This window comes from Methylobacterium aerolatum, from assembly GCF_022179085.1.
Lineage (GTDB): Bacteria > Pseudomonadota > Alphaproteobacteria > Rhizobiales > Beijerinckiaceae > Methylobacterium > Methylobacterium aerolatum.
This window is the reverse complement of the sequence record NZ_BPQE01000040.1, coordinates 1-21,785: the sequence shown is the minus strand read 5'-3', so window position 1 is coordinate 21,785 and position 21,785 is coordinate 1. Positions and strand designations below refer to the sequence as shown.

The window sequence follows — 21,785 nt, the reverse complement described above, 5'->3', positions numbered from 1 at the left end:
GTCATGCGATGCATGTGATGATTCTGGGCGGCGGCGTCGTCGGCGTCACCTCGGCCTATTACCTCGCCCAGGCCGGGCATCAGGTCACGGTGCTGGAGCGCCAGCCCGGCGTCGGGCTGGAGACCAGCTTCGCCAATGCGGGGCAGGTCTCGCCGGGCTATTCCGCCCCCTGGGCCGGTCCCGGCATCCCGGTGAAGGCGCTGAAGTGGCTGATGATGCGCCACCGGCCGCTCGTCCTGTGGCCGCGCCTCGAACCGCGCCTCTACGGCTGGCTCGCGCGGATGCTCGCCAACTGCACCGAGGACGCCTACCGCCGCAACAAGGGCCGCATGGTCCGGCTGGCCGAGTACAGCCGCGACGTGCTGCGCGACCTGCGCGCGGAGACCGGCATCGCCTACGACCACCGGGAGCGCGGCACGCTGCAGCTCTTCCGCACGCAGAAGCAGCTCGACCATGTCGGCGACGACACCCGCGTCCTCGACGCCTACGGGGTGCCCTACGAGGTGCTCGACCCGGCGGGCTGCATCGCCGCCGAGCCGGCGCTCGCGCGGGTCTCGGGCGTGGTGGTCGGCGGCCTGCGCCTGCCCGGCGACGAGACCGGCGACGCCCACCTGTTCACCAAGGCCCTCGCCGGGCTCTGCACCGAGCTCGGCGTCACCTTCCGCTACGGAGCACGCATCGCCGGGCTGCAGGAGGCGGGCGGCCGGATCGAGGCCGTGATGCTGGAGGACGGGACGCGCCTGACGGCGGATTCCTACGTGGCCGCACTCGGGAGCTTCACACCCGCGCTGCTGCGCCCGCTGGGCATCGCCCTGCCGGTCTATCCCGTGAAGGGCTACTCCCTGACGCTCCCGATCACCGACGCGGACGCCGCCCCCGTTTCCACGGTGATGGACGAGACCTACAAGGTCGGCATCACCCGTCTGGGCGACCGGATCCGGGTCGGCGGTACCGCCGAACTCGCCGGGTTCAGCGATGTCCTGCGCGCACCCCGGCGGGAGACGCTGGAACGGTCGGTCACCGACCTCTTCCCGCAGGGCGGCGACCTGGCCCACGCCTCCTTCTGGACCGGCCTGCGCCCGATGACGCCGGACGGCACGCCGATCGTCGGGGGGACCCGGATCGCCAACCTGTTCACCAATACCGGCCACGGCACGCTGGGCTGGACCATGGCCTGCGGCTCGGGGCGGCTGCTGGCCGACCTCGTCTCGGGCCGCACGCCGGAGATCGCGAGCGAGGATCTGGCGGTGTCGCGCTACGCCGCGTGACCGGAGGCCGGGCTTCCCCGGCGCGTCATGGTGGACCACTCCGCCCGAACCGGGAACGGCAGGGGAATGGAAAGGGAATGGAGAGGAAGTTCGGGCAAATCCGCCCGGACGTCGTGACACTCCGTTCACCTGTGAAGGCCGCCATGATCCGCATGACCGCCGCCGAGTACCTCGCCGGCCAGCAGCCCCGGCCGCGCCGTCCCGTGGAGGATGTCGAGGGGCCGGTGCATCGCAGCGTCCTCGCCCTCCTTCGCCTGCGCCTCGGCGGCGCCTACCTCGTCCAGCACACGCCGAACCGTCCGCGCAGCCAGGTCCAGGGCGGGCGCGAGAAGGCGATGGGCGCGGTGAAGGGCTGGCCGGACCTCGCGGTCTACGGCCCCGGACCCGCCGGTCCGGCCTGCTGGTTCGCGGAGATCAAGCCGCCCGGCACCTCGGTCCCGGCCTACCAGCGGGCCATCCACGACCAGTTGCGGGGACTCGGCTTCGATGTGCGGATCCTGCGCGGCATCGAGGATGCCGAGGCGGCGCTCGCCGCGTGGCGCATCCCCGCCGCGGCGCGCTGAGCCGGAGGACGGGACCTCACGCCGTCTTCTGCCCGATCCCGGCGGCGCGCTTGAGGAAGGCGATCTCGCTGAGGATGTTCTTCCGGTCCGCCACGAACATGATCGCGAAGTAGGTGACCACGGCGCAGCCGATGGCGGCGGCGAGGACGGGGATGCTGTCGCCCATCAGGGACACGACGCTCCAGCTCGCGAGGCCGCAGGCGCAGCTCGCGATGAACGAGCCGTAGAGCTCGCGGACGATGCGCGAGAACGACGCGCCGGCCACCCGCTTCACGCAGGCGAACAGGATCACGGCGTAGACGATGTTCAGCAGCGTCACGAGGGCGACCGCCTCCCAGGCAGGGAGGAAGGTGCCCGTGGCCACCGCGGCCACCCTCGCCAGCCCCGCCCCGGCGGTGAGGAAGAAGAAGGCCGCGTTGGCGTTGAGGGCGAGGAGCAGCGCCGTGCCCATGGAGGCGGTGGTGCTGAGGGCGTAGCCCGGCGCCAGCAGCTGGAGGAACCCTCCGGCCTGGACCCAGCTCGGCCCGAGGACCTGGGTCAGGACGTTGGGCCCCACCGCCGCCAGCACGCCGGCCGCCGGGAAGGTCACGAAGGCCATGAACCGGCAGACCTTGTAGTAGATCTTGAGGAGCTGGGCCTGCTTCTCGTTGATGCTCTGGGCGTAGAGCGCCGACCAGCTCGGGTTGCTGAACGCCTCGAACAGGAAGCGGGGCACTTGGTTGGCGAAGTTGTAGGCGCCGAGCGCCGCCGCGCCGAAATTGTTGCCGAAGAGCAGGTTCTCGCAGGACCGGCAGACGAGGTCGGACAGCCGCCCTCCGAGCAGGATGCCCCCTGAGGACAGGTGCCCGGCGATCGCCGAGGGCTGGAAGACGAACTGAGGCCGCTCGAAGGCGCGGCTGTTGAGGATCGCCGCGCGGACGATGTAGCCGCAGGTGTATTGCCACGCGAGGCTGATGGCGCCGAAGCCGAGCAAGCCCAGCGTCACGGCGACCACGGCGCTGATCACGGTCGCCGAGAAATCCGCGAAGGCGTACGAGACGAGGTCGCCCCGGCGCGTCAGCCGCGCGGCGGGCAGGACGGAGGCGGTGAGGAAGGGGAAGCCGAAGGAGAGGATCAGCATGATCGTGTGCAGCCTCGGTTCCGGCGAGGCCGCCACGAGGAGGAACCCGGCTGCGTTGACGGCGAGCGCCAGCACCAAGCCGGAGCCCATCAGGACCCAGAAGGCCGTCGACCACACGGCCGGGGAATCGCTCTTGTCCTTGGCGAGGGACAGGCCGACGCCGCCATCGGCGATGGTGGCGAGGAAGGCCACCACCGGCACCGCCAGGGCGTAGACGCCGAACTCCTTCGGGCCGAGGAGGTGGGCCATGATCGGCAGCAGCGCGAGCTGAATCGCGATCTTGATCAGGCTCACCGTGCTGCCCGCGCCGAAGTTCTTCAGGAACAGCTGCGTCCGGTCCTGCTGGCGCGTGGGCGGGGCGGTCGTCAGCTCCGGGGCCGGGGCGCCGTGGGTCTCGGGCACGAGGTCCGGGGCGAGTTCCTGCGAGGCGCGCAGGCGCAGGCGCTCCTGAGCCGAGCGCTCCTCCTCGATCCGGGCGATGGCCCGTTCGAGTTCGGCGAGGGCGTGGGTGCGCTGGAACCGCTCCACCTCGGTCAGGCCGCGGAAACTCGCCGCGACCGCGTGGCGGGCATGGGCGTAGACGACACCGCGTTCGGAACTCGTACTGTGTTCGAGGGTGTCCACGGCCGAGCCGACGATCGCGAGGAACTCTCGGCTTAGGGTCGGCTGGTCGATAGGCTCGTCGCTGCGGGGGCCGATCGGAATCGCTGGTCTTGGTCGCACGCTTCGGGCCATCGCAAACGGAGAACGGGGTGGTGTCCGGCGGTGCCATACCCGGACGGCGAGGGCCGTGACCGATGCATGCCGACGCGGCGGATGGCGATATCGCCACCGCGGCGCACCCAGATCGAAAATCTTCGTGCCCGAAACAAGGCGTCCCGCGCCGAAGCGTCGCGTCGATAAACAGCCTATCTGACACGCGAATGAAGGATACTAGCCCGGAACGGCGCCGGAGACGCGGGCCGGCGACGCTCAAGTCGCGGGCGTGCGCCGGGCCCGGCGATCCGGTCCGGCGCGACGCGATGTCGGGTGGTCCGGGTCCGTCAGTGCTCCGTGCCGGGCATGTTCGGCCGGGGCGCCCCGCCATGGTCATGGATGAGGCTGGAGCGGCGCGGGTCGCCCTTCAGGTCGGCGACCTGCTTGCGCGCGGCGGCCGCGATGAACCACAGGCCGCCGATCGTGCCGAACGCCAGTATCAGGAGAGGGAAGCCTTCGCTCATGGACGTGTCCTCGCGGCGCATCCCTGCCGGCGGGATGCGGTTGAGGGCCACCCGCAGGACCGCTGGACCGGTCACGATCCGCCCGCGCGCGCCCCGCGGCGGCCGGCGGAGGGGCTCCCCACGAGGCTCACCGCGCCGGCTTGATTCCCTTCAACGCGCGCGGGGGCCGCGCGTTCAACTGGCAGTTGCAGCCGTCGCCGGCACACCCCGTCGCGCCGCATCCCGGCGCAGGGCCGAGAGCACCACGAACATCATCCCCGCCCCGAAGGCGAGGCAGGCGGCCAGGAAGAGCATCGGGACGAGGTCGCTCTTCGTCGCGTCGCGGATCATCGGCACCGCGTTCTGCGCGACGAAGCCGCCGAGGTTGCCCACGGAGTTGATCGCCGCGATCCCCGCCGCCGCCGAGGCGCCGCGCAGGAAGGTCCCCGGCATCGACCAGAAGACCGGCTGGGCCGAGAAGGCCCCGGCCGCCGCCACGCAGAGGCAGAGGAACTTCACGGTGTTGCCCGGCAGGATGACGCTCAGCGCGAGGCCCGCCGCGCCGACCAGCGCCGGGGCGACGACGTGCCAGGTGAGGGCGTTGCCCGTCGCCCCCGTCCGGGCGGCGTGCCGGGGCACCCACCACAGGGCCACGGCCGCGCCGAGCCAGGGAATGACGTTGATGAACCCGTTGGCGAGGTTCGAGACGCCGAACCCCTTCACCACGGTGGGAAGCCAGTAGCTCAGCCCGTAGGCGGCAAGCGGCAGGCAGATGTAGACGCCCGCGAGCATCATCACCCGGCGGTCGAGGAGCGCGGCGAAGGGGTTGCCGTGATCGACATGGCCGGCGCCGGACTTCTCCTCCTCGATGGTCCGGGTCAGCCACGCCTTCTGCGCGGGCGAGAGCCAGGGGGCGGAGGCGGGCCCGTCCGGAAGGACGAACAGCACCACCACCGCGAGGATCAGGGCGGGCCCGCCAGTGGCGAGGAACACCCATTGCCAGCCCGCGAGGCCGAGGATCCCATCGAGGCCGAGCAGGGCGCCGCCCACCGCGGCCCCGACCGCGTTGGCGATCACCGAGGCGATCATGAACCAGCCGATCATGCGCGCCCGGTGCTCCTGGGGGAACCACAGGGTGAGGGCGAAGAGCACGCCGGGGAAGAAGCCCGCCTCCGCCACCCCGAGCAGGAAGCGCAGGACGTAGAACATCGTGGTCCCCTGCGTAAACCCGAGCAGGATCGTCACGAGGCCCCAGGTGAACATGATCCGGGCGAACCAGACCCGCGCGCCCACCTTCTCCAGGAAGACGTTGGCCGGCACCTCGAACAGGAAGTAGCCCAGGAAGAACAGCGACGCGCCGAGGCCGTAGGCGGTCTCGCTGAGGCCCAGCGCGCCGACCATCTCCAGCTTGGCGTAAGAGATGTTCTGCCGGTCGATGTAGGCGACGAGGTACATGAGACCCAGCAGCGGCATCAGCCGTAGGGTCACGGTGCGGATGGCGCTCTCCCCGAGCTCCGCCTCGCATGCGTTCGCTGCCGTCGCCATCCGAGCGTCTTCCCTGAAGTCCCGGATCCTGTCGCCATGCCGGCGCGGACCCATTACTCAGAGTAATATCGCATCCGGCCCTACCGCGCGAGGGCCAGCAACCGGTCGCAATCGACGTGGGCCTCGAGATGCCCGGCGAGCCGGTCCAGGGCCTCCTCGACGCCGGCCTCGTAGGAGGCTCCGTCCGCCCGGCCCCCGAGCCGCACGAGCCATGCCGCGCGCTGCGCGTCGTCGGCGAAGAAGCCGTGGACGTAGGTGCCGCGGACGAGCCCGTCGGCGGAGACCGCCCCGTCGGGCCGCCCGTCCGCGAGGCGCAGGAAGGGGCGGGCGGTGTCCGGCCCCGTGGTGTCGCCCACATGCATCTCGTAGCCCGTGACGGGCAGGCCGTCGGCCAAGCTGGTCCCCGTGACGGTGGCGAGCCGCTTCTCCCGCGTCAGCACCGTCTCGACGTCGAGGAGGCCGAGGCCGGGCACCGTGCGGGGCGGCCCCTCAATGCCGTGCGGGTCGGAGAGGGTGCGGCCGAGCATCTGGTAGCCGCCACACAGGCCGAGTACGTGCCCGCCCCGCCGCCGGTGGGCGCGGATGTCGACGTTCCACCCCTCCGCCTGGAGGAAGGCGAGGTCGTCGATGGTGGTCTTCGAGCCGGGCAGCAGGACGAGGGCCGCCTCCGGCGGGATCGTCTGCCCCGGCTGGACGAGCACGACCCGCACGCCGGGCTCCGCCCGCAGAGGATCGAGGTCATCGAAGTTGCTGATCCGCGGCATCACCGGAACGGCGACGGTGACGGCGCCCTCGGCTCGCGCCTCGGAGCCCGCGAGGCCGAGCACGTCCTCCGCCGGCAGGCGCGCGGCCTCGGGCAGGTGCGGCACGAGGCCCAGCGCCGGCCAGCCGGTTTTCTCCGCGATGGTGCGCATCCCCTGCGCGAAGAGCGAGGGGTCGCCCCGGAAGCGGTTCACGAGGAAGCCCGCGATCATTTCGGCGTCGGCGGGATCGATCACCGCCTTGGTGCCGACGAGGCTCGCGATGACCCCGCCCCGGTCGATGTCGCCCACCAGGATCACCGGCGTGCCGGTAGCCCGGCTGAAGCCCATGTTGGCGATGTCGTTCTCGCGCAGGTTCACCTCCGAGGCCGAGCCCGCCCCCTCCACGAGGACGAGATCCGCCTCGCGCTTCAGGCGGGCGAAGCTGTCGAGCACGGCGGGCATGAGCCGGGGCTTCCAGCCCTGGTAGTCGCGGGCCTTCACGGTGGCGACCATCCGGCCCTGGACGACGACCTGCGCCCCGATCTCGCTCTGTGGCTTCAGGAGCACCGGGTTCATGTGCACGGAGGGCGCGACCCGCGCCGCCCGCGCCTGCAGAGCCTGGGCACGGCCGATCTCGCCGCCGTCGGCGGTGACGGCGGCGTTGTTCGACATGTTCTGCGGCTTGAACGGCCGCACCCGCAGGCCGCGCCGCGTGAACAGGCGCGCGAGACCCGCGACGATCAGCGACTTGCCGACATCCGAGCCGGTGCCCTGGATCATCAGGGCGCGGGGATTTCCGGGTGGGGCGCTCAGAACTCGATCCCTTCCTGCGCCTTCACCCCGGCGGCGAAGTGGTGCTTGACGCTGCCCATCTCGGTGACGAGGTCGGCGGCCTCGATCAGCGCCGGCTTGGCGTTGCGGCCCGTGACGACGACGTGCAGATCCGGGCGCCGCGCCCGGAGGGTGGCGACGACCTCGGCGAGGTCGAGATACTCGTAGCGCAGCGCGATGTTGAGCTCGTCGAGGACGAGGAGGCGGACGCCCTCGTCCGCCATCAGGCCGAGGGCGACCTCCCAGGCGTGGCGGCAGGCGGCGATGTCCCGGGCCTTGTCCTGCGTCTCCCAGGTGAAGCCTTCGCCGAGCGTGTGCCACGTGACCTGCGGCCCGAAGGCCGCCACCGCCTTTCGCTCGCCGGTCTCCCACCCGCCCTTGATGAACTGCACCATGCCGACGCGCCAGCCACGCCCGAGGGCGCGCAGCATCAGGCCGAGCGCGGCCGTGGTCTTGCCCTTGCCGGGGCCGGTATGGACGATGAGCAGGCCCTTCTCCAGGGTCTTTCCCGCAACCTCGGCGTCCTGCACCGCCTTGCGCTTCTCCATCTTCTCCCTGTGTCGGGCGGCATCGTCGGTCATCGGGTGTGTCCGGGTTTCACGTCGAGGGGCAGGCCGGCCACGGTGAGCACGACCCGGTCGGCCAGCGCCGCCATGCGCTGGTGCAGCCGCCCCGCCTCGTCTCGGAACCGGCGGGCGAGGGCGTTGTCGGGCACGATGCCGAGGCCGACCTCGTTCGAAACGAGCACGACGGGGCCGGGGGCGGCGGCGCAGGCGGCGGCGAGCCGATCCGTCGCCCCGGCCACGTCGGCCTCCGCGAGGATGAGGTTGGTGAGCCAGAGTGTGAGGCAATCCACCAGCACCGGCCCGCGGGCTTCGGCCAGGGCCTCCGGGAGGGCGAGGGGCACATCGCGGGTGATCCACTCCGCCGACCGGCGCTCCCGGTGGTGGGCGACCCGCTCGGCCATCTCGTCGTCCCAGATTTCGGCGGTGGCGAGATAGAGCCACGGGCCGGGCCGGGCGGTGACCAGACCCTCCGCATAGGCGCTCTTGCCGGATCGGGCGCCGCCGAGCACGAGAATGAGGCGGGGAGGGGACTCAACCATCCCCCCTCATCGCCCGAACCGCATCTTCGGTCAAAACCCCCGGTTGCCGAGCGGACCTCCGCCGACTATAGAAGCCCGCACCGCGCGAGCGCCCTTCGTCTAGCGGTCCAGGACGTCGCCCTTTCACGGCGAAAACACGGGTTCGATTCCCGTAGGGCGCGCCAGCGGTGCAAGCGTTTCGACATGCCCGATATCTTGCAGCGGTTCGGGCTTGCCCGAGCCAGGCAAGACAAACGGCACTCTTAACCCAACGCTCTTACCCGAAAAGTTGCCTTGGACAGCCTGCACTGTTGAGGCGCACCTGAAACCGTCCATCCGATGGCGACGAGCCCCATCCGCTCGGACGTCAATCGGCCCTTCTTCAAAGCGGCCATTCGTCTGCCAAGGCGCGATTTCGGCTTACGGCCCTACCAGGGCAGCGTCTCGCCCCGGTAATCCAGATACTGGGCGCCGGGCTCGCCGAGCCGCGCCTCGAGCACGTCAGCGAGGCCCGTGACGCTGGTGGCCACGTCGATATCTGCTTCTTCCCCGCCCATGTCGGTGCGGACCCAACCGGGGTGCATGACCAGCACAGAGACGCCCTCCGCCCGGTGGCGGATCTCGAAGCTGCGTGCGAGGGTGTTCAACGCCGCCTTGCTGGCCCGATAGGTTTCCCAGCCGCCATCCTCATTCAGGCTGACGCTGCCGAGGATCGAGCTCATCAGGGCGAGACTGCCGCCCGGTGCGAGGCAACCCAGGAAGGTTTCAGCGAAGCGGATCGGGCTGATCGCATTGGTGAGATAGACTTGCGCGGCGACGGCCCGAGACACCTCGTGCAGCGGATCGTGCGCCTGCGTAGCAACGCCCGCCACCACGAAAATGAGGTCGAAGCGTTCGGAGGCCAGCCGGTTGTGGAGGTTGGCGACGCTGGCATCGTCGTCGATCTCGGCAGTCTCGACGCGCAGGGCATCCGCTTTCAGGCGGGCGAGATCGGGGGACGGTTTGCGCTGGGTAGCGGTGACGCGCCAGCCGCGCTTCAGGAAGGTCTCGACGAGGCCGAGCCCGAGGCCGCGAGACGCCCCAACGATGAGGGCGTTCTTTTGGGATTGGGTCATCGTGGGTCTCCGGATCGGTCAGGCGGATAAGGCTCAAGCGGGTCCGAGGGTTTCACGACCGGGACAGGGTCCGAGTTAGGTGGTTTTACGACGACCTGCTTTCGATCACGATACGGATCAGCGGACATCCGGCGAGAGGCGATTTGCTCGAAAGGGGATCAGACCTTTTCGAACGGCCGAACGGCCTTTGATGCTCACCTTCGACCGAAGCCAGCCTGCGCCACGGCGCCCCCCACAGTCCGCCCCATACCGAATGGCGGACATTGCAAGTCTATTGGCTTGTCGTGCTAGTTCGAAGACGAGGCAAATCGTCGATGTGTCGGTCGGTCGCCCCGGGTTCTCCGGTGACGGCATCCTTGGCTCAGACACGAATGGACCCCTCCATGGCCAACAAGATCGCACTCATCACCGGTGGAGCGACCGGCATCGGCAAGGCGACGGCGCTGATCCTGGCGCGGGGCGGCGTCAAGGTCGTGATCACCGGCCGTCGCGACGACCGCGGGCGCCAGGCCGTCCAGGAGATCGAGGCCGCCGGTGGAGAGGCCTCCTTCATCAATTGCGACGTCGACAACGAGGAGGCGGTCGGCCGGACCGTCGCGGACATCGTCGCACGCTACGGCCGCCTCGACCTCGCGGTGAACAACGCCGGCATCTCGAACGAGAACAAGACCATCGGCGCCTCGGACACCGACGCGTTCAAAGGCATGCTCCAGACCAACGTCCTCGGCCTGTACTTCTGCATGAAGCACGAGATCCACCAGATGGAGCGGCAGGGCGGCGGCGCCATCGTGAACCTGGCGTCCATCGCGGGCCTGAACGGCATTCCCTGGGCCGCGACCTATGCCGCGACCAAGCATGCCGTGGTCGGCCTGACGAAGTCCAGCGCCCTCGACTACGCGACCAAGAACATCCGCATCAACGCCGTCGCTCCCGGAGCCATCAAGACCGACCTGATCGAGAAGCAGATCGCGCTCGGGCAGTACGACGAGGCGATGATCTCCGGCATGCATCCGATGGGCCGGATGGGCCATCCCGAGGAGATCGCCAACGGCATCGTCTGGCTGCTCTCCGACGAGGCGTCCTTCGTCACCGGGCATGTGCTGAACATCGATGGTGGCTTCCAGGCTAAGTAGGCAAACCCGAGATGGCGTCGCGTCCCCCCGACCGGTTCAAGGTCGCTCCGGCCTTCTGGCAGGGGCTCGACGCCGTCGGGCTCACCCCGACGGCGGTGCTGCGCCATGCGCGGCTACCAGCCAGCCTCGCCGCCGATGCCCGCGTGCAGGTCACCACGGCGCAATACTTTGCGCTGTGGCGGTCGCTGGAGGCGCTGTCGCCGGCCCCCGACGTCGGGATGAGGCTGATCGTCGGGATGGAACCCGGCACGCTGCCGCCAGCCTTCCTCGCCGCCTATTACGCCCGCGACCTCCGCGAGGCGCTGACGCGGGTGGCGCGATTTAAGGCCCTGTGCTCGCCGGAGGAGATGATCCTGGAGGAGGACGGGGCGTCGGCCACGATCAGCCTGGCTTGGCCGTTCGCAGGCGAGGATGCCCCGGCGGCGCTCGTTGACGCGGCTTTCGCCTCGTTCGTGGAGCTCGGTCGCCGCGGCACGCGTCGGTTCATCCGCCCGCTTCAACTCGAACTCTCGGGCACAGGCCGCGACGTCTCCGGGCAGTCGGACTACCTCGGCTGTGCCGTGGTCCAGGGCGCGCGTCGGAACGCCCTGATCCTGCATCGCGCCGATCTCGACGCGGCGATGGTCTCCCACAATCCCGAGATGCTGGAGGCCATCGACCCGCATCTCGCGAGGCAGAGGCAGGAGCACCTGTCCAAGGCCTCGGTTACCGAACAGGTGCGATGGGCCCTGAAGCGTCTCCTGGCGGGCCAGACCCCCGACGTCGGCGCGGTGGCCCAGGAACTGGGACTGACCGCCCGGACCCTTCAGCGGCGCATCACCGAAGAGGGCGGCAGCTTCCGGCAAATCCTCGCCGACGTCCGGCGGGAACTGGTGCGTCAGTACCTCGCCAATCCCGCCCTCGACATGAACGAGGTCGCCTACCTGCTCGGCTACGACGACACGAACTCGTTCTACCGTGCCTTCCGGAGCCTGGAGGGCACGACGCCGGCGCGCTGGCGCTCCCTCCACTAGGATCAGCACCATGAAAATCCTGCTGTTCGGCGCCACCGGCATGGTCGGTGCGGGCGTCCTGCGCGAATGCCTGCTCGCCTCCGACGTGATCGAGGTCAGGACGGTCGGGCGCACCCCGACCGGACGGGTACATCCCAAGCTGCACGAGACCGTCGTACAGGACCTGTTCGATCCCGGACCGACGGCGTGGCGGAAGATGACGGGATACGACGCCTGCTTCTTCTGCCTGGGGGTGACGTCCTCGGGGCTTACGGAAGCCGAGTACGTCAGGCTGACACACGACCTGACACTGAACTTGGCGGAGAGGCTGGCCTCGCTCGATCCCGGCATGACCTTCGTCTACGTATCCGGGGCCGGCACAGATGGCAGCGGACACGGGCGCAGCATGTGGGCGCGGGTCAAGGGACGCACCGAGAACGCGCTGCAGGCGCTGCCGTTCGAGGGTGCCTTCATGTTCCGGCCGGCCGTGATCCTGCCGATGCACGGCGAGCGTTCGAAGACCGCGTCCTACCGTCTTCTCTACCGGCTGGCCGGCCCGGTGCTGCATCTGCTGCGCCGCATCGCCCCCGCGCACTTCCTGACGACGGAGGTGATCGGCCGGGCCATGCTCGCCGTCGCGCGCCGCGGCCGGGGCCGTGCGGTCATGGAAGCTTCCGACATCTACAGGGCGGCCACGGCCGCCGTCCCATCCAACCACGGGTGAACCATGACAGACTCCGTCAGCGCGATTGCCATACCGTCTCAAAAACGGATCGTGGCGACGAGGGTGAAGCGTTCCTCCCTCCGGTCGCGCTCACATCTCGCATGTTCGATCGGCGGTCCGAAGAACGTCCGCTTCGGAGAACGCGATTGAAAGTCCGCCATGACGAGCTTGGGTCGAGGCTCTGTCGACAGCCTCATCTGAGATAGACTTGCCGCCTCATCTGCGGAGGCCAGCATGGGCGGTCCGGCGCGCCCCGGTCGAGCAGGTCTTTGGGTTGACTGGCGTCGATGTGTCGGAGGGAGCCGCGCCCTCCTGGCCGAGCATCGGGAGACCCGCCCGCGCCAGAGGCGTCGACGTGAGGCAGAGGCCGCAGACATCAGTACGGAAGCATACGGTCGCGATGGCTATAGTTTCCGCAACGGAGGGAATTTTCGCGCTGATTCCTCAACCAAAACTGATCCGACCGAGCTTATACAGCGGAGATTATCGCTTGAATTCCAAGACCGAACCTCGCATGACAGGGATTGTCGCTCATCCGACAGCCCTCGCAACACCGTGCCCATGCCCCGCCGCGCGTCTTACCGGATCACCCAATGCCCCGACGGTCGCTACACCGTCACGGTGACGCTGGCGGGCGGCGGCACCCACTCCCGCGAGGGGCTCGCGAGCCCGGCGGAAGTGGAGGCGTCCCTGTCGCTCCTGCGCGATCTGATGGCCGCCTGCGGGGCCGTGCTCGTCGAGGAGCCGTCCCTCGGTCTGGCAGCGGAATAGCGGGCGGGCGTCCCGCGGCCCCGCCCGGCGCCGGAAAAACCTTCGCCGTCGTGGCCAGCCCCGTGGGAACATAGGCGGCTCCGGTCGCTTGACCGCTCGAACGACACCGGGGGAACGTCATGGCACTCATCACCATTCCGGCCTGGAGCAGCGCCACGCCGGATTCCGGGGTCGTGCGCGGCGTGGCCGAGGGGCTGGGCGAGATCTTCCCCGTCCCGCAGCATCCCGGTTCCGTCTTGGTATGGTTGGGTTCAACCGTCGGCGACCCGCCTTCCGGGCACGAATCCTCCCTCCGTGACGGCGGATCGAACCGCGACGTGCTCCACGAAGCGTAGGCCGTTCCAGAGATCCATGGCGAACTCGCGGACCCACGCCTCCATTTGGGCGAGGGCATCGGCATCGCTCTCCGCCGCGAAGGACCGCACCGCAACGACGCGGCCATCCCGGCCGTAGCTGATGGCGCGGTAGTCCCGCGGGTCGGCCGCGAGCATGTCGGCCGTCGGTTCGGCGTCCATGGGCAGATCTCCTGACCGGTCGAGGGGGGACGTCGCCCGCGCGAAGACGGATGGCGCTCCCCTTGTACCTACTTTGTTCTCGCGAGCAACCACGCACGACGATATGTTAATGTTCGACACATTGGCAACCTCAGAGAGATCGCCTTATGTGGCCCGCTGTCGTCCGGGCTCCGGAACTCCGGCCCCACGATGGGCCGGGACCCCGATGTCGTTGACTGCGTTAACGGTCATGACCGCCCCCTCATTCCCCTCGCCGGAACCCGACCGCCTTGGCCTCACGGAGGCCGCCCTGGCGACGGCCGACCGCCGCTGGCGCGCCGAGATCTGCCGCCGCTACGGCCCGGACGGCGTGCTCCTGCACGGCTTTACACCCGAAGGGCAGGGGGATCTGGGCAGCGCCCTCCGCCGGAGCTACGAGGCCCGCCGGGTGGCCGTGGCTCTGTGGCGTCACGAGCGGCGCCGGGCCGGGTGAGACGGAGGGCGGGGCAGTGTCCGGCGGAGCCGATCCGTCGCGGCACAGGTTCTGTACGCTTCGTCGCAGCCCGGAGCATCGAACCGGACGGAGGCTTTGTCCGCGTCCGGAAAAGTGAAGTCCAAACAGAGGATTGAGGCGGCCCAGGCCGAGCGGGGTGAAGGCGTCGGCGCGCCCGCTCCCGGCCGGAACCGCTGGGGCCACGCCGGGCTTCTCCAAACGTTGCCGTTTCAGGAAGGGCACGGCGGAGGATGGCGGTGCGGCTCGGTCGGATCACGGGCATCCTCGTCGCGGTGGCCGCCGCCGGGGCCGCGGCCTTCGCCGTCCTGGCGTGGCACCCGGCCATCGCGCCCGTCGCGGCCCCGCCGCCGGCCTCGCCGGACGTCATCCGGGCGGGCGAAACCCTTGCGGCACTCGGCTATTGCGCCTCGTGCCACACCGCCGAGGGCGGCCGTCCCTATGCGGGCGGGCGACCGATCAAGACGTCCTTCGGGACAATCTATGCCACCAACATCACGCCGGACGCCCGCACGGGGCTCGGCGGCTGGTCCCTTGACGCCTTCACCCGGGCCATGCGCCAGGGAATCGACCGCGAGGGCCGCCACCTCTACCCGGCCTTCCCCTACACCCACTACACGGGGCTGACCGACGGGGACGTCGCCGCCCTCTACGCCTTCGTGATGAGCCGGATGCCCGTGGAGGCGCGGACGCCGGAGAACGACCTTCCCTTCCCCTTCAGCGTGCGGGCGCTGATGGCCGGCTGGAATCTGCTGTTCTTCCGCGAGGGCCGCTTCACCGCCGACCCGAACCGGGACGCGATCTGGAACCGAGGCGCCTACCTCGCCGAGGCGCTGAGCCATTGCGGGGCCTGCCACAGCCCGCGCAACGCCCTCGGCGCCGAGGTGACGGCGCGGGCCTATTCCGGCGGCGAGGCCGACGATTGGTGGTCGCCCGCCCTCGACGCGGGCAGCACGGCGGCCCCGCCCTGGACCGAGGCGAGCCTCACCCGCTACCTCGCCGGGTGGGATCCCGAGCATGGCGGAGCGGGGGGCCCGATGGCGCCGGTGGTGGCGGCCCACGGGCGCGTGCCGCGCGCCGAGATCGCGGCGCTCGCCCGCTACGTCGCCGGGCTCGCCCCGCCCGGACAGGCCGGGCGCGCGCCGGTGGACCGCCCCGTGCGGGTGGAGGACGCCTCCCTCGCCCGGGGGGCCACGATCTATGCGGGCGCCTGCGCCGTGTGCCACGACAGCGGCGGATGGGCGGCGGGCGGCGTGCCCTACACCGCTCCGTCCCTCGGGCACCGCACCACGATCACCGGTCCCGATCCGCGCAACCTGATCCACGTCCTGCGCGAGGGCATCGCACCGGCCTCGCATGCGCGCGGGCCCTACATGCCGGCCTACGGCGAGATGCTGAGCGCGGATCAGGTCACCGACCTCGCCGCGTATCTCCGCGCGCGTTTCAGCCCCGACGGCCCATGGCCGGATTTGCGCGAGACCGTCCACCGGCTGATGCCCGACGCGCCCGTCGGCCGGGCCGGGCCGTCCACCACAGCCAGCGCGAAGGAGCCTCCGCGATGACCGGATCGATCGCCCTGTCCGTCAACGGGCGCCGGCACATGGTCGAGGCCGCCCCGGAAACGCCCCTGCTCTACGTGCTGCGCGACGACCTCGGCCTGAACGGCGCCAAGTTCGGCTGTGGCCTGGGACAGTGCGGCGCCTGCACCGTCGTGGTCGATGGCCGGGCGGTCCTGTCCTGCCTCTTGCCGGTGGCGGCCCTCGAAGGCCGGGCGATCACGACCGTCGAGGGGCTCGGCACGCCGGAGCGGCCGGGCCTCCTGCAGCAGGCCTTTATCGCCGAGAACGCGGCGCAGTGTGGCTACTGCATCGCGGGCATGGTGATGCGGGCGCACGCCCTCCTCGACCGCAACCCGGACCCGACCGAGGCCGAGATCCGCGCGGCAATGGCGGGCAACCTCTGCCGGTGCGGCACGCATCGGCGCATTCTCGCGGCGATCCGCCGGGCCGCCTCTTCGCGCAAGGGCGACCGGGCCGGGACGCCGCCGCCGGCGACAGGGGCCGGCCAGGGACAGGGCCAGGGACAGGGCCATGGGGCTGCCGGAGCAACGGCCGGGAGGGTGCGGTCGTGACCGCGCCCCTCCACGTCTCGCGCCGAAGCCTCGTCGGCGGCGGCCTCGCCCTCATGGTCGGCGTGCCGTTCCGCCGGGCGGCGCTCGCCCAGGGCATCACCCCGCCCGCCGTCAAGCCGGGACTGCCGGGGAGCCTGAAGCAGGCACCCCGGATCGACGCGTGGATCCAGATCGGCTCGGACGGGAGCGTTACGGTGCTCACCGGCAAGGCCGAACTCGGCCAGGGCCTCAAGACGGCGATTCTCCAAGTGGCGGCTGAGGAGCTGTCGCTGGCGCCGGCGGCTCTCCGGCTCGTCACCGCCGACAGCGATCTCACCCCCAACGAGGGCTACACGGCGGGCAGTCACTCGATGCAGGATTCGGCCACCGCGATCCGCCATGCGGCGGCCGGGGCGCGGGCGCTGCTGATCGCGGCGGCCGGTCGGCGCTGGGGCATCGACCCGGCCGGGATCGCGTGTGCCGGCGGTCTCGTGACCGCGCCGGACGGGCGACGGCTCACCCTCGCCGACCTCGTGGAGGCGGTCGAACCCGGCGCCGAGGCGACGGGGCAGGTTCCCCTTCGCGACCCGGCCGCCCACACGGTGGTCGGCCGCTCCCTGCCGCGGGTGGACATCCCCGGCAAGGTCGCGGGCGGCGCCGCCTACCTGCAGGACATCCGGGCGCCGCGCATGGTCCATGCGCGGATCGTGCGGCCACCCCGCTACGGCGCACGCCTCGTGGCCCTCGACACGGCCTCCGTCGCCGGGGGACCGGGCGTGATCGGGATCCACCGCGACGGGGACTTCCTCGCGGTGCTGGCAGGCCGGGAATACGACGCGGTGCGGGCCATGCGCGCCCTGGAGAAGGCGGCACGGTGGGAGGGCGGCACGCCGCTGCCCGACCCACGGACGCTGTTCGAGAGCCTCGAAGGCTATCCCGCCGAACGGACGGTGATCCATCAGACGGGGCAGGGCGCTCCCGCCGGGGCCGGGCGGAGCGTCTCCGCCCGCTACCGCCGCCACTACCAGATGCACGGCTCCATCGGCCCCTCCTGTGCCCTGGCCGAGTTCGACGGCACGCGGCTCACGGTGTGGAGCCATGCCCAGGGCATGTTTCCCCTGCGCAAGGCCATCGCGGAACTGCTCTCTCTGCCGGAGGAGAAGGTCCGCTGCATCCATGCCGAGGGCTCCGGCTGCTATGGCCACAACGGCGCCGACGACGCGGCCGGCGACGCGGCGCTGCTGGCCGTCGCCATGCCGGGCCGCCCGGTGCGGGTTCAGTACACCCGCGAGCAGGAACACCTCTGGGAGCCCTACGGCGGCGCCATGATCGCCGACGCCCGGGCCGTCCTCGGCGCCGACGGCCGCATCGCGGACTGGGACTACGCCGTGCGCAGCCCGACCCATCTCACGCGGCCGGGCGGGGCGGGGCAACTCCTCTCCGCCCGCCTGCTGGCCAAGCCTTTCACGGAGCCGCCGCCCAAGGCCCTGCCACAGCCCGAGGGCGGGGGCGACCGCAACGCGATTCCCCTCTACGACCTGCCCCGGGCGCGGATCGCCCACGACTTCGTCAAGGCAATGCCGCTGCGCGTCTCCGCCCTGCGCAGTCTCGGCGCCTTCGTGAACGTCTTCGCCATCGAGAGTTTCATCGACGAGCTCGCCGAGACGGCCGGCACCGATCCCGTCGCCTTCCGCCTCGCCCACCTTTCCGATTCGCGCGGCCGGGCGGTGATCGCGGCGGCGGCGGAGCGGTTCGGATGGGGCAAGCCCGTCGGCCGGGGGAGGGGGGTCGGCTTCGCCTTCGCCCGCTACAAAAATCTCGCGGGCTTCGCGGCGATCGCCGTCGAGGTCGCGGTCGCGCCGGAGGACGGGACCGTCCGGCTGGTGCGGGCGGTGGCGGCGGTCGATGTCGGTGAGATCGTGAACCCGCACGGCGTGCGCGACCAGATCGAGGGCGGGGTCATCCAGGCCATGAGCTGGAGCCTGTACGAATCGGTGGCCTTCGATCCCGAGGGGCTCCGCAGCCGGGATTGGAGCACCTACCCCATCGCCCGGTTCCCGGACGTGCCGGACAGTCTGGACGTCGTCCTCCTCGACCGTCCCGGTCAGCCGTTCCTCGGCGCGGGGGAGGTGGCCCAGGGACCGACGGCGGGGGCACTCGGCAACGCGATCCGCAGCGCGACGGGCGTGCGCCTGCGCGATCTGCCGTTGCGGCCGGGGCCGACGGGAGGTGCCGCCTCCCTCTGACGCCGCGCCGACGGCTCCTGCGTCGCGCGCGACGCGCGGCCTCGACCCGCGTATGCAGGAGGGAGGACGCGCCGTCCGGCGCGAGGCACGCGCGTTGCGGGTCTCGGTCGCGGGCCATGCGCGGGAAACGGCCGGCGCCGCCCCTCGACGGGCGCCCCGGGGGAGGGCAGGGATGGGGAACGAGGCTTCGGCGGCCGGGCGCATCGACGTCACCGCCCTGATCGACGGCCAGAGGCTTCACGGCGGGCACGGCCTCATCGTCGGCCTGTGTTTCCTGGTGGTGCTCCTCGACGGCTTCGACACGGCGGCGATCGGCTACATCGCGCCGATGCTCGTCACCGAATGGGGTGTGTCCCGCGCCGCCCTGGCGCCGGTCGTGAGTGCGGCCCTGGTGGGGCTGGCCCTGGGGGCGCTGGCGGCGGGCCCGCTCTCCGACCGGTTCGGCCGCAAGACGGTGCTCGTGCTGGCGATGACCGAAGTCGGGCTGGCCTGCCTCGCCTCGGCCTTTTCGGCCGATCCGACGCAACTCATGATCCTGCGCTTCATCACCGGCCTCGGCCTCGGCGCCGCGATGCCCAACGCCGTCACCCTGACGAGCGAGTCGATGCCGGCCCGCCGGCGGGCGCTGCTCACCAACGTGATGTTCTGCGGCTTTCCCCTCGGCGCCGCCTGCGGCGGGTTCCTCGCGGCCTGGATGATCCCGGCCTTCGGCTGGCGCAGCGTGTTGATCCTCGGGGGCGTCGCGCCGCTGGCGCTCGTCCTCGTGCTCGTGCCGCTGCTGCCGGAATCCGTCCGCAACCTCGTCGCGCGCGGCGCCCCCGCCCGGCGCATCCACGCCGCCCTGCGCGTCGTCACCGGGGGCGGGGAAGGGTCGGGCGGGGAAGGGCAGGGCAGGGACGGACCTGCCGCCGCCTACACCCTCGGGACAGGCGCGACGCCGGGGCGGTCGGCCGGCCTGCGCCTCATCCTTTCGCCCGCGTACCGGCTCGGCTCGGCGATGCTGTGGCTTGCCTACTTCTGCGGCCTCATCATCTTCTATGCGCTGATCAACTGGATGCCGATCCTGTTCCGGGAATCGGGCCTCGATCCGCGCACGGCCGCGCTGATCACCGCCCTCTTCCCCCTCGGAGGGATCGGGGCGATCCCCCTCGGAATGGTGATGGATCGCCTGAACGCCGACGCCGCCGTGGCGGGCGGTTTCGCCGTGACCGCCGCCGCCGTCGCGCTGATCGGCCAAGCGACCGGGCGGATCGACCTGCTCGTCCCCGCGGTGCTCATCGCCGGGCTGGCGATGAACACCGCCCAATCCTCCCTGCCCGCCCTGGCGGCGGCCTATTATCCGACCGAGGGGCGGGGAACCGGCGTCGCCTGGATGATGGGGCTCGGCCGGTTCGGCGGCATCGCCGGATCCTTCCTCGTGGCGGGTCTCGCCACCCTGAGCCTGCCGGCCACCTTCGCCGTCATCGCCGGACCCGCCCTGATCGCGGCGCTCGCCGTGGGGCTGAAGCGCGTGGCCCGTCCGGGCAAGCCGCGCCCCGATCCGGCTCCCGCTACCCTCTCCCCGTAGGCGCGATCATCGCCTTGGGTCTCGCCGAGGCCCATGCATGATCTCTGGATCGCCCGCGCTCCCCCGCCCTCGCAGGCGGTGGAGAGGCGATCCGCGGAAGTTTCCCCCCGGCGCCCGGCCGGAACGGTCCTGGCGGCCCAGGAAACCCACCCCGTCTGTGCGAGTGGAGTGACGGGCGCGATCCGGTGATCGCAGACTTCCGAGGGATGGGATCGGTTTCGAGAAGCCTTGCAACAACACCTCAGAATTGCAGAATTGGCCCAAAATACTATCTATGAATAATGCAACCCAAAGTATCATACTTTATACTTGTGCAATTCGAGCCGTTCGTTCTACTTTGCGCCCGCGATAGTGAGGTCTTCAAGCACCCCCGCGACATCGACAGACCCGCCGCGCCCCTGCCGGAGCGGGCACTTCGCCAGACACAGCGAATTCAGTCGCAGGAGAGACCATGCGGTCCGGGCCGACCAAGAAGATCCTCGTGACCGGTGGCGCGGGGTTCCTCGGCTCCCACCTCTGCGAGCGCCTGCTGGGGGAGGGCCACGAGGTTCTCTGCGTCGATAATTTCTTCACGGGCTCACGGAAGAACATCGTCCATCTGCTGTCGCACCCGAACTTCGAGTTGAAGCGCCACGATGTGACGTTCCCCCTCTACGTCGAAGTGGACGAGATCTACAATCTCGCCTGCCCCGCTTCGCCGGTCCATTACCAGTTCGATCCGGTACAGACGACGAAGACGAGCGTGATCGGCGCGATCAACATGCTCGGGCTGGCCAAGCGGGTGAAGGCCAGGATCCTCCAGGCTTCGACCTCGGAGGTCTATGGGGACCCGGAGGTCCATCCTCAGGCCGAGACCTACTGGGGCAGGGTCAACCCGATCGGATTCCGCTCCTGCTACGACGAGGGGAAGCGGTGCGCCGAGACGTTGTTCTTCGACTACCAGCGTCAGCACGGGGTCGCCATCAGGGTGGCGCGGATCTTCAACACCTACGGGCCGCGGATGCAGCCGAACGACGGGCGCGTCGTCTCCAACATGATCCTCCAGGCCCTGCGGAACGAGGATATCACCCTTTACGGTGACGGATTGCAGACGCGCTCGTTCTGCTACGTGGACGATCTGGTCGAAGGTCTCATCCGCCTGATGAATGCGGGGCCGGACGTCAGCGGACCGATCAATCTCGGTAATCCCGGCGAGTTCACGATCAGGCAACTGGCGGAGACCATCGTCGATCTCAGCCGGTCACGGTCGCGTCTGACCTTCCGCCCCCTGCCTCCGGACGATCCACGCCAGCGCAAGCCCGACATCACCCTCGCGAAGGACTTGCTGGCCTGGACGCCCACCGTCGCGCTGCGCGAGGGCCTGGGGCGGACCATGTCTTACTTCGAGGCCTTCACGCGGGACGAGAGTCGTGGCCGATCGGGTTGAGCCACTTCCGTCGATGCAGCCCTGGTGCAGTGATGCACGTCTCGTCAGTGCGAGCGAAGCGGCGCAATCCAGGGCAGCGGGACGCTTCCGAACGGTGCGCACCCCTAAATTGCCTCGCTGAAGCCCGCGAAGATGGAGCTGTGTGATCTTGCTCGGTCGGCTCCCGCTCGGGGAGCGGCCGCAACGGCCAGGGGAGGCGCCCTACGCGTTTGCGGGAGCCACTCGCTTCTGCCAGCATGGCGAGGCCGCAAGTCGAGTCTCCTCGACGGCAGTTCAAACGCGCAAACCCCCGCTGGTCGGAGGACCAGCGGGGGGCGACGGCAGCGTCGGCGGCTGGGTCGAG

The 21,785-nt window shown here is 70.5% G+C and carries 20 protein-coding genes and 1 tRNA gene; 13 read left to right on the top strand and 8 right to left on the bottom strand.

What is annotated here, in order from left to right:
* Positions 1–8 precede the first annotated feature (8 nt).
* Positions 9–1,268: a D-amino acid dehydrogenase gene (locus tag MFF06_RS21485; protein ID WP_238207988.1), complete on the top strand. Its 1,260-nt coding sequence runs from the start codon at positions 9–11 to the stop codon at positions 1,266–1,268.
* A gap of 143 nt (positions 1,269–1,411) precedes the next feature.
* Positions 1,412–1,831 (top strand): PDDEXK family nuclease, encoded by a 420-nt coding sequence (locus MFF06_RS21480; protein ID WP_238207986.1) that lies wholly within the window; start codon positions 1,412–1,414, stop codon positions 1,829–1,831.
* A 16-nt stretch (positions 1,832–1,847) separates the two neighbouring features.
* On the opposite strand, the gene MFF06_RS21475 is transcribed toward MFF06_RS21480, so the two are convergent.
* From MFF06_RS21475 to cobU, 6 genes are all read right to left on the bottom strand, one after another.
* Entirely contained in the window at positions 1,848–3,674 is a 1,827-nt protein-coding gene (locus tag MFF06_RS21475; RefSeq protein ID WP_238207984.1) for an oligosaccharide flippase family protein, read from the bottom strand.
* 320 nt (positions 3,675–3,994) lie between these two features.
* Positions 3,995–4,171, bottom strand: coding sequence for a hypothetical protein (locus MFF06_RS21470; protein WP_238207982.1), 177 nt, complete (start codon positions 4,169–4,171; stop codon positions 3,995–3,997).
* Between the two features lie 174 nt (positions 4,172–4,345).
* Positions 4,346–5,695 (bottom strand): MFS transporter, encoded by a 1,350-nt coding sequence (locus MFF06_RS21465; RefSeq protein ID WP_238207980.1) that lies wholly within the window; start codon positions 5,693–5,695, stop codon positions 4,346–4,348.
* An 80-nt stretch (positions 5,696–5,775) separates the two neighbouring features.
* Positions 5,776–7,218 carry a cobyric acid synthase gene (locus MFF06_RS21460; RefSeq protein ID WP_238207978.1) on the bottom strand — a complete coding sequence of 481 codons (1,443 nt, stop codon included), beginning with the start codon at positions 7,216–7,218 and terminating at the stop codon, positions 5,776–5,778.
* Positions 7,219–7,247: 29 nt separating this feature from the next.
* Complete coding sequence (gene cobO, locus MFF06_RS21455) at positions 7,248–7,850, bottom strand: cob(I)yrinic acid a,c-diamide adenosyltransferase (protein ID WP_238207975.1); 603 nt, start codon at positions 7,848–7,850, stop codon at positions 7,248–7,250.
* Positions 7,847–8,374: a bifunctional adenosylcobinamide kinase/adenosylcobinamide-phosphate guanylyltransferase gene (gene cobU, locus MFF06_RS21450; RefSeq protein WP_238207973.1), complete on the bottom strand. Its 528-nt coding sequence runs from the start codon at positions 8,372–8,374 to the stop codon at positions 7,847–7,849. The genes cobO and cobU overlap by 4 nt, the downstream gene beginning before the upstream one ends.
* An 88-nt stretch (positions 8,375–8,462) precedes the next feature.
* Here cobU and MFF06_RS21445 point away from each other — a divergent pair.
* Positions 8,463–8,538 (top strand) — tRNA-Glu (locus MFF06_RS21445).
* Positions 8,539–8,781: 243 nt separating this feature from the next.
* On the opposite strand, the gene MFF06_RS21440 is transcribed toward MFF06_RS21445, so the two are convergent.
* Positions 8,782–9,468: an SDR family oxidoreductase gene (locus tag MFF06_RS21440; RefSeq protein ID WP_238207971.1), complete on the bottom strand. Its 687-nt coding sequence runs from the start codon at positions 9,466–9,468 to the stop codon at positions 8,782–8,784.
* 383 nt (positions 9,469–9,851) lie between these two features.
* On the opposite strand from MFF06_RS21440, the gene MFF06_RS21435 reads away from it, so the two are divergent.
* The 4 genes from MFF06_RS21435 to MFF06_RS21420 all read left to right on the top strand — a co-directional run bounded on the left by MFF06_RS21435 (position 9,852) and on the right by MFF06_RS21420 (position 13,088).
* Positions 9,852–10,601, top strand: a complete 750-nt coding sequence (locus MFF06_RS21435) for an SDR family NAD(P)-dependent oxidoreductase (protein WP_238207969.1) — start codon at positions 9,852–9,854, stop codon at positions 10,599–10,601.
* Between the two features lie 11 nt (positions 10,602–10,612).
* Positions 10,613–11,614: an AraC family transcriptional regulator gene (locus MFF06_RS21430; RefSeq protein ID WP_238207960.1), complete on the top strand. Its 1,002-nt coding sequence runs from the start codon at positions 10,613–10,615 to the stop codon at positions 11,612–11,614.
* Positions 11,615–11,624: 10 nt separating this feature from the next.
* On the top strand, positions 11,625–12,317 hold the full coding sequence (locus MFF06_RS21425) for a Rossmann-fold NAD(P)-binding domain-containing protein (RefSeq protein WP_238207959.1): 693 nt from the start codon (positions 11,625–11,627) through the stop codon (positions 12,315–12,317).
* A gap of 561 nt (positions 12,318–12,878) precedes the next feature.
* Positions 12,879–13,088, top strand: a complete 210-nt coding sequence (locus MFF06_RS21420) for a hypothetical protein (RefSeq protein WP_238207957.1) — start codon at positions 12,879–12,881, stop codon at positions 13,086–13,088.
* Positions 13,089–13,339: 251 nt separating this feature from the next.
* Here the strand turns inward: MFF06_RS21420 and MFF06_RS21415 are convergent, their stop codons facing one another.
* On the bottom strand, positions 13,340–13,603 hold the full coding sequence (locus MFF06_RS21415) for a hypothetical protein (protein ID WP_238207955.1): 264 nt from the start codon (positions 13,601–13,603) through the stop codon (positions 13,340–13,342).
* 229 nt (positions 13,604–13,832) lie between these two features.
* On the opposite strand from MFF06_RS21415, the gene MFF06_RS21410 reads away from it, so the two are divergent.
* The 6 genes from MFF06_RS21410 to MFF06_RS21385 all read left to right on the top strand — a co-directional run bounded on the left by MFF06_RS21410 (position 13,833) and on the right by MFF06_RS21385 (position 21,442).
* Entirely contained in the window at positions 13,833–14,075 is a 243-nt protein-coding gene (locus MFF06_RS21410) for a hypothetical protein (RefSeq protein ID WP_238207953.1), read from the top strand.
* A 257-nt stretch (positions 14,076–14,332) separates the two neighbouring features.
* The gene (locus MFF06_RS21405; protein WP_238207950.1) at positions 14,333–15,655 is read left to right on the top strand and encodes a cytochrome c; all 1,323 of its coding nucleotides are present in this window, start codon (positions 14,333–14,335) and stop codon (positions 15,653–15,655) included.
* Positions 15,652–16,224, top strand: a complete 573-nt coding sequence (locus MFF06_RS21400) for a (2Fe-2S)-binding protein (protein WP_238207949.1) — start codon at positions 15,652–15,654, stop codon at positions 16,222–16,224. Before MFF06_RS21405 ends, MFF06_RS21400 begins: the two co-directional genes overlap by 4 nt.
* Before the next feature lie 53 nt (positions 16,225–16,277).
* Positions 16,278–18,449: a xanthine dehydrogenase family protein molybdopterin-binding subunit gene (locus MFF06_RS21395; RefSeq protein ID WP_238208007.1), complete on the top strand. Its 2,172-nt coding sequence runs from the start codon at positions 16,278–16,280 to the stop codon at positions 18,447–18,449.
* Positions 18,450–18,621: 172 nt separating this feature from the next.
* Positions 18,622–20,016 (top strand): MFS transporter, encoded by a 1,395-nt coding sequence (locus tag MFF06_RS21390; protein WP_238207947.1) that lies wholly within the window; start codon positions 18,622–18,624, stop codon positions 20,014–20,016.
* A 451-nt stretch (positions 20,017–20,467) separates the two neighbouring features.
* The gene (locus MFF06_RS21385; protein ID WP_238207945.1) at positions 20,468–21,442 is read left to right on the top strand and encodes a UDP-glucuronic acid decarboxylase family protein; all 975 of its coding nucleotides are present in this window, start codon (positions 20,468–20,470) and stop codon (positions 21,440–21,442) included.
* The last annotated feature ends 343 nt before the right edge of the window (positions 21,443–21,785 follow it).

Coding starts and splice junctions, on each gene's coding strand:
- MFF06_RS21425 (WP_238207959.1), top strand. CDS start 11,625: ATGAAAATCCTGCTGTTCGGCGCCACCGGCATGGTCGGTGCGGGCGTC.
- MFF06_RS21485 (WP_238207988.1), top strand. CDS start 9: ATGCATGTGATGATTCTGGGCGGCGGCGTCGTCGGCGTCACCTCGGCC.
- MFF06_RS21420 (WP_238207957.1), top strand. CDS start 12,879: ATGCCCCGCCGCGCGTCTTACCGGATCACCCAATGCCCCGACGGTCGC.
- MFF06_RS21390 (WP_238207947.1), top strand. CDS start 18,622: ATGGGGAACGAGGCTTCGGCGGCCGGGCGCATCGACGTCACCGCCCTG.
- MFF06_RS21410 (WP_238207953.1), top strand. CDS start 13,833: ATGACCGCCCCCTCATTCCCCTCGCCGGAACCCGACCGCCTTGGCCTC.
- MFF06_RS21470 (WP_238207982.1), bottom strand. CDS start 4,171: ATGAGCGAAGGCTTCCCTCTCCTGATACTGGCGTTCGGCACGATCGGC.
- MFF06_RS21440 (WP_238207971.1), bottom strand. CDS start 9,468: ATGACCCAATCCCAAAAGAACGCCCTCATCGTTGGGGCGTCTCGCGGC.
- MFF06_RS21465 (WP_238207980.1), bottom strand. CDS start 5,695: ATGGCGACGGCAGCGAACGCATGCGAGGCGGAGCTCGGGGAGAGCGCC.
- MFF06_RS21435 (WP_238207969.1), top strand. CDS start 9,852: ATGGCCAACAAGATCGCACTCATCACCGGTGGAGCGACCGGCATCGGC.
- MFF06_RS21395 (WP_238208007.1), top strand. CDS start 16,278: ATGGTCGGCGTGCCGTTCCGCCGGGCGGCGCTCGCCCAGGGCATCACC.
- MFF06_RS21385 (WP_238207945.1), top strand. CDS start 20,468: ATGCGGTCCGGGCCGACCAAGAAGATCCTCGTGACCGGTGGCGCGGGG.
- MFF06_RS21460 (WP_238207978.1), bottom strand. CDS start 7,218: ATGATCCAGGGCACCGGCTCGGATGTCGGCAAGTCGCTGATCGTCGCG.
- cobU (WP_238207973.1), bottom strand. CDS start 8,374: ATGGTTGAGTCCCCTCCCCGCCTCATTCTCGTGCTCGGCGGCGCCCGA.
- MFF06_RS21400 (WP_238207949.1), top strand. CDS start 15,652: ATGACCGGATCGATCGCCCTGTCCGTCAACGGGCGCCGGCACATGGTC.
- MFF06_RS21430 (WP_238207960.1), top strand. CDS start 10,613: ATGGCGTCGCGTCCCCCCGACCGGTTCAAGGTCGCTCCGGCCTTCTGG.
- cobO (WP_238207975.1), bottom strand. CDS start 7,850: ATGACCGACGATGCCGCCCGACACAGGGAGAAGATGGAGAAGCGCAAG.
- MFF06_RS21415 (WP_238207955.1), bottom strand. CDS start 13,603: ATGGACGCCGAACCGACGGCCGACATGCTCGCGGCCGACCCGCGGGAC.
- MFF06_RS21480 (WP_238207986.1), top strand. CDS start 1,412: ATGATCCGCATGACCGCCGCCGAGTACCTCGCCGGCCAGCAGCCCCGG.